This window comes from Saccharopolyspora taberi (assembly GCF_039534165.1).
GTDB classification, from domain to species: domain Bacteria; phylum Actinomycetota; class Actinomycetes; order Mycobacteriales; family Pseudonocardiaceae; genus Saccharopolyspora_D; species Saccharopolyspora_D taberi.
Map to the genome: position 1 here is coordinate 245,863 of NZ_BAAAUX010000020.1, position 8,784 is coordinate 254,646.

Sequence of the window (8,784 nt, forward strand, 5' to 3'; positions counted from 1 at the left end):
AGTACGCGGCCTCGTTGTGCAGCGGGGCGAGGTAGTCCATGCGGGTCACGAACGTGACGCCCTGGGTCCAGGTGCGGTACTCGACGTTCTTCTCGATCCCGGTGTGCAGGTAGCCGATCACCGACCGGGCCTTGGTGACGGTCTCGCCCTCCAGCTCCAGCACCAGCCGCAGCACGCCGTGCGTGGACGGGTGCTGCGGGCCGAGGTTGATGACGACCCGCTCCTCACCGGCGGTCTCGCCGATGAACTCGTCCCAGTCCCCGCCGGTGACCGTGTAGACCCGGCCCTCGGTGGTCTCCCTGGCGGACGCCGCGTACGGGTCGACCAGTGGTTCGGTACTCATCTCCAGCACCCCTTCGCTGCGGCCCGGCTCACGAGTAGGCCCTGCGCTGATCGGGCGGGGGGATCTCGGCGCCCTTGTACTCCACCGGAATCCCGCCCAGCGGGTAGTCCTTGCGCTGCGGATGCCCGTCCCAGTCGTCGGGCATCAGGATCCGGGTCAGCGCGGGGTGTCCGTCGTAGACGATGCCGAACATGTCCCACGCCTCCCGCTCCTGGAAGTCGGCGGTCGGGTAGACCTCGACGACGGAGGGGACATGAGGATCGTCGACGTCCAACGCCACCTCGACCCGGATCCGGCGGCGGTACGTCATCGATGTCAGGTGGTAGACCGAGTGCAGCCGCTGCGGCACCTCGGTGCCGTAGTCCACACCGGACACCGAGCTGCACAGCTCGAACCGCAGCGCCGGGTCGTCGCGCAGCGAGCGGCAGGTCTCCAGCAGGTGGTCGCGGTGGACGTAGAAGGTGATCTCGCCGCGGTCGACGGTCACCTGCTGCACCGCGTCGGCCGGAACGTCCTTGGCGCGCAACGACTCCAGCAGCGCGTCGGCGACGTCGTCGAACCAGCCGCCGTAGGGCCGCTCGGCCGGGGGCGGGACGTAGGCGGGCAGCCGCAGGCCGCCGAAGCCGGAGGTGTCGCCGCTGCCGCGGACGCCGAACATGCCCTGCCGGGCCCGGCCCGCGACGACCTCCGCGCCGCCCGCGGCCGGCACCAGGCCGCCGGGCCGTTCCGCGCTGGAGCCCGGCTCGCCGGGGTCCGGAGTGGTCTGGTTCTGGGTCATCGGACTCACCTGCCCGCGCCGAGTTCTTCGAAGTTCTTCTCGCCGGTCTTCCGGCCTTCCAGCGCCACCGAGCCGCCGCCCATCTCGCGCCGCTGCGCGGCCTGCTGGCGTTCGGCGCGCTTGCGCTGCGAGCGGTTCTTCGGCGCGTAGCGCTCGGAGGAGGGCACCAGCTCGGTGCGGGCGCCGCTCTCGGCGCGCAGCGCGGCCCGCTTCGCGTTGATCGGCTCGTCCATGATCTTGGCGTGCAGCTTGAGGATCGCGTCGAGCAGCATCTCCGGCCGCGGCGGGCAGCCCGGCAGGTACATGTCCACCGGGACGACGTGGTCCACGCCCTGCACGACGGCGTAGTTGTTGAACATGCCGCCGGTCGAGGCGCACACGCCCATCGCCAGCACCCAGCGCGGCTCGGGCATCTGGTCGTAGATCTGGCGCAGGACCGGGGCCATCTTGTTGGTCACCCGGCCCGCGACGATCATCAGGTCGGCCTGCCGCGGAGTGGCCGAGAAGCGCTCCATGCCGAACCGGGCGATGTCGTAGCGGGAACCGCCGACGGTCATCATCTCGATCGCGCAGCACGCCAACCCGAAGGTCGCCGGCCACATGGAAGTCTTCCGGGTCCAGTTGACGAGTTTCTCCACGTTGGCCAACAGGATGCCGTTCGGCAGCTTTGCTTCCAGCCCCATCTCCGGCACTCCTTCCCGCGTCGCTGCGGCTAGTTCCAGTCCAGTCCGCCGCGCCGCCACACGTAGACGTAGGCGAACCCGACGGTGGCGATGAACAACACGATCTCGACCACGCCGAACAGGCCGAGGGCGTCCGCGGAGACCGCGAACGGGTAGAGGAAGACCATCTCGATGTCGAAGAGGATGAACAGCATCGCCGTCAGGTAGTAGGCGACGGGCATCCGGCCGCCGCCGATGACGGGCTGCGGCGAGGGTTCGATGCCGCACTCGTAGGCGTCGAGCTTGGCCTTGTTGTACCGGCGGGGACCGACCAGGGGGGCGATCGCCACGGAGAACACCGCGAAGCCCAGCGCCAACGCGAACATCAGCACCAAGGGGATGTAGGGATCAAGCACCTGCGCTGCCCTCCTTCGGTGGCCCCCGCCGAGACCGAAATCACGTTCACGGCTTGTAGTTGCGCACTCTATGCGGTCGGCCGTGCCGGTTCCGTAGTGAGGCGAACCTAACTTTATGACTTCCCACACATCGCAGGGAACATCTGACCAGACTCGCGCCGTCAGGCGCTAGGGGTGAGGCGAGTAGTGGCGCTGATCACACGGTCCATGGCGTCACCGTCCTTCGCGTCGTAGAGATTTGCCAGCAGTTTCAACACGAATCGCATCAGGGTCGTCCTAGGCAGACCGTGCTTGGTGGCCATCCGCATCACCGTGGGATTGCCAATCAACTTGCTGAAGATGTTGCCCATCCGGAAGTAGCCGCCCATCGCCTCGGACACCGCCGAGGGGTACCGGCCGAGCGCCCGCTCCCGGGACGGCCCGGCGGGCCGGGACAGCGCGTGCACCACGCACTCGGCGGCCAGCCGCGCGGATTCCATGGCGTAGGCGATGCCCTCGCCGTTGAACGGGTTGACCATCCCGCCCGCGTCGCCGACCAGCAGCAGCCCGTCGCGGTAGTGCGGGACCCGGTTGAAGCCCATCGGCAGCGCGGCGCCGCCGATCTTGCCGGTGGCGTTGGGCTCGCGGAATCCCCACTCCTCCGGGGTCCCGTCGAGCCAGGACCGCAGCAGCTGCCGGTAGTCGGTCTTGCCGTAGGCCTTGGACGTCGACAGGACGCCGAGACCCACGTTGACGGTGCCGTCGCCCATGCCGAAGATCCAGCCGTAACCGGGCATCAGGACGGGGTTGGCCGGGTTCGAGCGGTCCCACAGCTCAAGGTGCGACTCCAGGAAGTCGTCCTTGGTGCGCGGGCTGTCGTAGTAGCGGCGGACGGCCACGCCCATCGGGCGGTCGTCGCGCTTCTCGATGCCCATCGACAGCGCCAGCCGGGCCGACACCCCGTCGCAGCCGAGCACGAGCGGCGCCCGGTAGGTGACCGGAACGCGTTCCTTCCCGGTCTTGGCCTCGACGCCGGTGATGCGTCCGGTCCGCTCATCGGTCACTGCTCCGGTGACCGTGGTGGCCTCGACCATCCGGGCGCCCGCGCGCTGGGCGGCGCGGGCGAGCATGTCGTCGAAGTCGTTGCGCGGACGGACCACGCCGTAGGGCGGGAAGTCGGCCAGGCTCGGCCAGTCCAGCTCGACGGTCACGCCGCCGCCGACCACCCGCAGGCCGCGGTTGTGCAGCCAGCCCGCCTCCTCGCGGGTGTCGATGCCGAGGTCGACGAGCTGCTTGACGCCTCTGGGCGTGATGCCGTCCCCGCAGACCTTCTCGCGCGGGAAGGTGCTCTTCTCCAGTAGCAGGACGTCCAGGCCCGCGCGGGCCAGGTACGTCGCGGCCGTCGAGCCGGCCGGACCGGCACCGACGACGATGACGTCGGCGTCGTCGTTCGGCCCGCGGCGGCTGGTGGCGCTCGTCATGACACTCCTATTGCTCAGACTCCCCGAACCCGCTTGTGAACGAGTTCACTAATTCCCGAGTCTAAGCCGCGACCAGCCCGCGATCGAGCCCGCGAAATAGGCCGCCCGGGTGACTATCGCCGCAGGTGAACACAGCTGTCGGCCGACCGGCCGACGGAGGCGGCGGTGCCTGCGGGGGCCGGCTTCGCCCGTTGGGGCGCTCCGGCGTCCGGCCGTCCGCTCACGCGCCGGGCTTGAAGGCCCGGTGCACGGCGACGGCACCGCTGGTCAGGTTGCGCCACGCGACGCGCTCCCAGCCCGCCTCGCCGATCTTGCCAGCCAGGGCGCGCTGGTCGGGCCACTCGCGGATGGACTCCGCGAGGTAGGTGTAGGCCTCCGGGTTGGAGGCCACGGTGCCCGCGACCAGCGGCAGGATCCGCATCACGTAGAGCATGTACAGCGAGCGGAACGGCTGCCAGGTCGGCGTGGAGAACTCGCAGACCACCAGCCTGCCGCCGGGGCGGACCACGCGGGCCATCTCGCGCAGCCCGGCCACCGTGTCGGTCAGGTTGCGCAGCCCGAACATGATCGTCACCGCGTCGAAGGAGTCGTCGGCGAACGGCAGCCGCAGCGCGTCGGCCGCGACCATCGGCACCGCCCGCTTGCGGCCGGCCCGGAGCATGCCCACCGACAGGTCGGCGGCCACGCACCACGCGCCCGACCTGGAGAACTCGACGGTCGAGACGCCGCTGCCCGCGGCCAGGTCGAGGACGCGCTCGCCGGGCCTGGGGTCCAGGGCCCGGCGGGTGATGTGGCGCCACCGCCGGTCCTGGCCGAAGGAGATCACCGTGTTGGTCAGGTCGTAGCGCCCCGCGACGCCGTCGAACATCGCGGCGACCTCGCGCGGATCCTTGTCCAAACCTGCCCTAGCCACGCCCGCAGCCTACGCCCCGCGGATGGGCCGGTCGGGTCAGGCTGCCGCGCGCGAGGCCGTGCCCAGCCGGCGCCGCACCAGGTCGGGCAACGCCACGTCAGGCCGCCGCGCGCGAGGCCGTGCCCAGCACGTCGAGGTAGTGGCCGACCAGTTCCTCGCACACCGCGGGCCAGGTCCGCTTCGCGACCGCCACGCGGGCGGCCTGCCCGAAGCGGGCGCGCAGGTCGGCGTCGCGCAGCGAGTCGACGGCGCCGCGCAGCGCCGCGGCGTCGCCCGGCGGCAGGAGGTAGCCGGTGCGACCGGGCAGGACCAGGTCGCGCGGGCCGCCGGCGTCCGGGGCGATGACCGGGACACCGGAGGCCATGGCTTCCTGCACGGCCTGGCAGAAGGTCTCGTAGGGCCCGGTGTGCACGAAGACGTCGAGGCTCGCGTAGATCCGCGCCAGCTCGTCGCCGGTGCGCAGGCCGAGGAACGCCGCGCCGGGCAGGGCTTCCTCCAGGCTCGCGCGCTGCGGCCCGTCGCCGACCACGACGAGCCGGACGCCGGGCATGTCGTTGAGCACCGCCAGCCGTTCGATGTGCTTCTCCGGCGCCAGCCTGCCCACGTAGCCGACGAGCAGTTCGCCGTTGGGCGCCAGCTCCGCGTGCAGCGAGGCGTCGCGGCGGCTCGGGGCGAAGCGGGCGGTGTCCACGCCCCGGCCCCAGCGGTGCACCCGCGGCACGCCGTGGTCGCGCAGCGCCTCGACCGCCCAGGTCGAGGGCGCGAGCGTGCGCTGGGCGCCGCAGTGCAGCCTGCGCGTCCAGCGCCAGGCCGCGCGGGCCGTCAGGCCGAGGCCGTAGGACTCGGCGAAGCCGGCGACGTCGGTCTGGTAGACGGCGACGGCGGGGACGCCGAGCTTGCGGGCCGCGGCGAGGCCGCGGGCGCCGACGATGAACGGGGACGCCAGGTGCACGACGTCCGGCCGGAACTCCTGGAGGGACTGCACGAGCCGCCGGGTCGGGAAGCCGATCGGCAGCGAGGAGACCACCGGCAGGTCCACCGAGGGGAGCCGGACGACGGGGGTGCCCTCGTGGTCCTCCGGGCCGGCACCGGGGGCGACCACGATCGCCGAGTCCCCTCGGCGGCGCAGGTGCTCAAGCACCCGCAGAACCGAATTCGTCACCCCGTTGACCTGGGGCAGGAAGCTCTCGGTCACGATAGCGATGCGCACGCAGGACACGGTGAACGGCCGGACCGGCGATCAGACGACCGCAACGTGACACGCGCGCCAACGGCAACCGAAGACACCCCCAACACGCCCGGGACGTCACCCTCCTGGCCGAGAAATCCGGCTCAGCGCGGGCTTTCCGGAAGCCGCGGCCGGACCGGGATATGCCACGCAACCCGAAACCACCGCAGCACCCCACTTTTTGGCTTCGTCATTCCTCCCCGTCCACCTCCGCGTCGCGCGGCGGTCACCGAGCGCTATGACGCTGAGGCGGCATGACCGCCTTGCCCTCCGAGCCCGCTCAGCAGATCGAGCCCGGCCTGGTTTCCCGAGCGTTAGAGATCGCGGGGCGTCTCGCCAACGACGCCGCCGACGTCATCACCGAGACGGCGGGCCGGGGAGCGCGGCCGGCGGCCACCGAGTCGCCGTTCGACTGGGTCACCGACACCGGCCGCATCCTGGAACGGCACACCCGGCGGGTGCTGGCCGACGAGTTCCCCGGGATCCCGGTGTTCGGCGACGAGTTCGAGACCTCGCCGAGCACGACGGTGGCCGACCACTGGGCGGCGCAGTCGAGCTCGGCCCGGTTCCGGTGGTCGGTCGACCCGGTCGACGGCACCGCGAACTACGTCGCCGGACTTCCCTGGTGCGCCTACAGCCTGGCGATGCTCGACGAGCACGGCCCGGTCGTCGGGGTGGTGGCCGACCCCTACCGGGGCCAGATCTACGCGGCGGCGCGCGGGCGCGGCATGCGCGCCAACGGAACCCCGGTGCGGTTGTCCGACCAGCAGGAAACGCGGGCCGGGATCGTGTGCACGGAGCTGACCAGGACCGGCCCGTGGAAGGGCATGGACCGGTTCATCACCAACGCGACCGCGGCGCAGGTCGGCGTCCGGCTGCTCGGATCACCGGCGCTGGCGATCATCCAGGTGGCGCTGGGGCACGCGACGGCGGCGGTGCTGGACTCGTACGAGGAGTGGGACGTCGCCGGGGCGCTGGCGCTGGCGATGGAGTCCGGGGCGGCGGTGCTGGACCGGCGCGGCGAGCGGGCGACGATCCCGGCGGACGGCCTGCTCGTGGCCGCGCCGGGAGTCGCCGAGAAGGTCTTCCACTGGTGGTCGGAATCCACGGTCTGAGCGCGCGGCTCAGGCGGAGATCAGCGACCGGGGCGGAGCGGTCGCCGGACCGAAGACCGCTGACATCGGCCGCAGCAGCGGGAACTGCTCCCGCAGCACCATGACCTGCTCGTGCATCTGGCTGAGATCGGCGTCGGCCACCAGCTGCACCACCGTCTCCAGCACGTGATCGGTGATCATGCCGAACCGCGTCGCGGCGTCGTCGAGCTGCTGGAAGACCCGGCGCAGCACGGCTTCCTCGCGGACCTCGTCGGCATCGAGGCTGCGCCCGAGCTCGACCAGCGCGCGGACGTTGGGCAGTTCCGCGTCCATGCGCACCACCAGCGTCCGAAGCGCCTGGCGCGCCTGCGCCGACGACACCGAGTCGACCGCCAGAGCCGCGCGGCGCACCGCCTGCTCGCACCGCCTGAGCTGCGGGAGCCAGCGGTCCGGCGCGGAGGGCGGCTCCGCCGGGGTGGTCGGGGGCTGCTCCGGAGCCTGGTCCCGCGCCTGCCGCTTCAACACGTAGAACGTCAGCACCGCCGCGGCGCCAAGCGCTCCCGCGACCAGTGCGATCACCACCTGCACCCAGAACCTGTCCATGTCGAGTTGTGCCCTTCCGCTCCGCGTTGGAGCGACCCCCGACTCCACCGCAATCCCGAAGCCCGTCCGTGCGACGGCTCGCGCCGGGTTTGGGTTCCCGGCCATTGCTTCACTGTGCACCCGCGGGGTACTGGCGTTCTTGCGGAGAACTACTCATTTACCGCGCCGAACGGGCCAAGTACTGCATTTCGGCGAGCAGGAACTCCATAGCACCGGTATGGACGCCGTCGCGGCCGCCGGGACCGGTGGAGCGGTCGAACACCGCCGGATCCGGGCGGTCCAGGCGGGCGACCGAGAGGACTTCGTCGAGCGTGGTGGCCACCCGGTCCCGGACCGTCGAGGGGTCGACGGCGCAGCCCACCTCGGCCAGCGCCAGCTCGACCGGGTGCGGCCGGAACAGCTCGGCGGTCAGCGGCCAGACCCGCTCCAGCCCGGCGGCCATCGCCTCCCGGGAGGCGGCGGTGCCGTCGCCGAGGCGGATCGTCCACTGCAGGGCGTGGTCGCGGTGGGCGGTCAGTTCGCCGAGGCAGCGGGCGGCGTGGTCGGACAGCACGGGGTCGCGGGTGCCGACGAGGCGTTCGTAGATCGCCAGCCGCCAGGTGGACAGCACCAGCAGGCGGGCGATGGTCGCGGCGAAGTCGCCGGTCTGGCCGGGACCGCAGGCGATCTCGGCGAGCCGGACGTTGCGGAACTCGGAGGCGTCCCGGAAGTAGGCCAGCCGGTCCTCGTCCCTGCCCGCGCCCTCGACCTCGCCCGCCCTGGTCAGCAGGGTCCTGGCCTGGCGCAGCAGGTCCAGCGCGATGCCGCCGAGCACGACGTCCTCCTCCAGCTCGGCGACCCGCGCGCCCCACTCCGACAACCGGCCGGAGAGCACGAGCGCGTCGTCACCGAGCATCAGGCAGTAGGTCGCGAGATCCGCTGTGGACACCCCTCCGGGCACTGTTCTGTCCACAGTGGAGTTGGGCGCTCCCAGCACCCAGGTTTCGGTTCGCGTATCCGGAGTGTGCATGGCCCACCTCAGTGTCACCCCGCCCCCAGGGGTCCACCCCGGACCAGTGTCACACCGGCCGGGATGATTCGGAAATCAGCGGCGGAGCGGCTCGGCGGTGGCGCAGGGGGTTCGGCGGCGCGGGGGTTGGCGGTGGCGCAGGGCTTCAGCGGCGGCGGTGCGGGGCTTCAGCAGTGGCGGCGCGGGTCGGCAGCGGCGGTGCGGGGTGGCTCAGCAGCGGCGGCAGCGCGGCTCGGCAGCGGCGGCGCGGGGGTTGGCCGCCGGCGGCGCGGCTTGGC

General features: G+C 71.9%; 9 protein-coding genes and 1 pseudogene. 1 reads left to right on the forward strand and 9 read right to left on the reverse strand.

Going from position 1 to position 8,784, the window contains the following annotated elements; all coding sequences use genetic code 11:
• The 7 genes and pseudogenes from ABD691_RS25730 to ABD691_RS25760 form a co-directional block, all read right to left on the reverse strand.
• Window positions 1–343 (reverse strand): annotated as a pseudogene (locus tag ABD691_RS25730) (NADH dehydrogenase subunit D); the annotation flags it as partial.
• Between the two features lie 28 nt (window positions 344–371).
• A complete protein-coding gene (locus tag ABD691_RS25735) occupies window positions 372–1,121 on the reverse strand; it encodes an NADH-quinone oxidoreductase subunit C (protein ID WP_344683930.1) in 750 nt (249 codons plus the stop codon).
• Between the two features lie 5 nt (window positions 1,122–1,126).
• On the reverse strand, window positions 1,127–1,804 hold the full coding sequence (locus tag ABD691_RS25740; RefSeq protein ID WP_344683931.1) for a NuoB/complex I 20 kDa subunit family protein: 678 nt from the start codon (window positions 1,802–1,804) through the stop codon (window positions 1,127–1,129).
• 29 nt (window positions 1,805–1,833) lie between these two features.
• The gene (locus ABD691_RS25745) at window positions 1,834–2,199 is read right to left on the reverse strand and encodes an NADH-quinone oxidoreductase subunit A (RefSeq protein WP_344683932.1); all 366 of its coding nucleotides are present in this window, start codon (window positions 2,197–2,199) and stop codon (window positions 1,834–1,836) included.
• Window positions 2,200–2,360: 161 nt separating this feature from the next.
• Window positions 2,361–3,659, reverse strand: coding sequence for a geranylgeranyl reductase family protein (locus ABD691_RS25750; protein ID WP_344683934.1), 1,299 nt, complete (start codon window positions 3,657–3,659; stop codon window positions 2,361–2,363).
• A gap of 220 nt (window positions 3,660–3,879) precedes the next feature.
• Complete coding sequence (locus ABD691_RS25755; protein ID WP_344683935.1) at window positions 3,880–4,572, reverse strand: demethylmenaquinone methyltransferase; 693 nt, start codon at window positions 4,570–4,572, stop codon at window positions 3,880–3,882.
• Window positions 4,573–4,669: 97 nt separating this feature from the next.
• Window positions 4,670–5,782, reverse strand: coding sequence for a glycosyltransferase family 4 protein (locus ABD691_RS25760; RefSeq protein WP_344683937.1), 1,113 nt, complete (start codon window positions 5,780–5,782; stop codon window positions 4,670–4,672).
• Window positions 5,783–6,054: 272 nt separating this feature from the next.
• On the opposite strand from ABD691_RS25760, the gene ABD691_RS25765 reads away from it, so the two are divergent.
• Entirely contained in the window at window positions 6,055–6,915 is an 861-nt protein-coding gene (locus tag ABD691_RS25765; RefSeq protein ID WP_344683939.1) for an inositol monophosphatase family protein, read from the forward strand.
• Window positions 6,916–6,924: 9 nt separating this feature from the next.
• Here the strand turns inward: ABD691_RS25765 and ABD691_RS25770 are convergent, their stop codons facing one another.
• On the reverse strand, window positions 6,925–7,497 hold the full coding sequence (locus ABD691_RS25770) for a hypothetical protein (RefSeq protein WP_344683942.1): 573 nt from the start codon (window positions 7,495–7,497) through the stop codon (window positions 6,925–6,927).
• Window positions 7,498–7,654: 157 nt separating this feature from the next.
• On the reverse strand, window positions 7,655–8,506 hold the full coding sequence (gene paaC / locus ABD691_RS25775; protein WP_344683944.1) for a 1,2-phenylacetyl-CoA epoxidase subunit PaaC: 852 nt from the start codon (window positions 8,504–8,506) through the stop codon (window positions 7,655–7,657).
• Between the last annotated feature and the right edge of the window lie 278 nt (window positions 8,507–8,784).

Bases quoted from the DNA above. Each gene is read 5' to 3' on its own strand.
- ABD691_RS25740 (WP_344683931.1), bottom strand. From the start codon at position 1,804: ATGGGGCTGGAAGCAAAGCTGCCGAACGGCATCCTGTTGGCCAACGTG.
- paaC (WP_344683944.1), bottom strand. From the start codon at position 8,506: ATGCACACTCCGGATACGCGAACCGAAACCTGGGTGCTGGGAGCGCCC.
- ABD691_RS25770 (WP_344683942.1), bottom strand. From the start codon at position 7,497: ATGGACAGGTTCTGGGTGCAGGTGGTGATCGCACTGGTCGCGGGAGCG.
- ABD691_RS25750 (WP_344683934.1), bottom strand. From the start codon at position 3,659: ATGACGAGCGCCACCAGCCGCCGCGGGCCGAACGACGACGCCGACGTC.
- ABD691_RS25765 (WP_344683939.1), top strand. From the start codon at position 6,055: ATGACCGCCTTGCCCTCCGAGCCCGCTCAGCAGATCGAGCCCGGCCTG.
- ABD691_RS25735 (WP_344683930.1), bottom strand. From the start codon at position 1,121: ATGACCCAGAACCAGACCACTCCGGACCCCGGCGAGCCGGGCTCCAGC.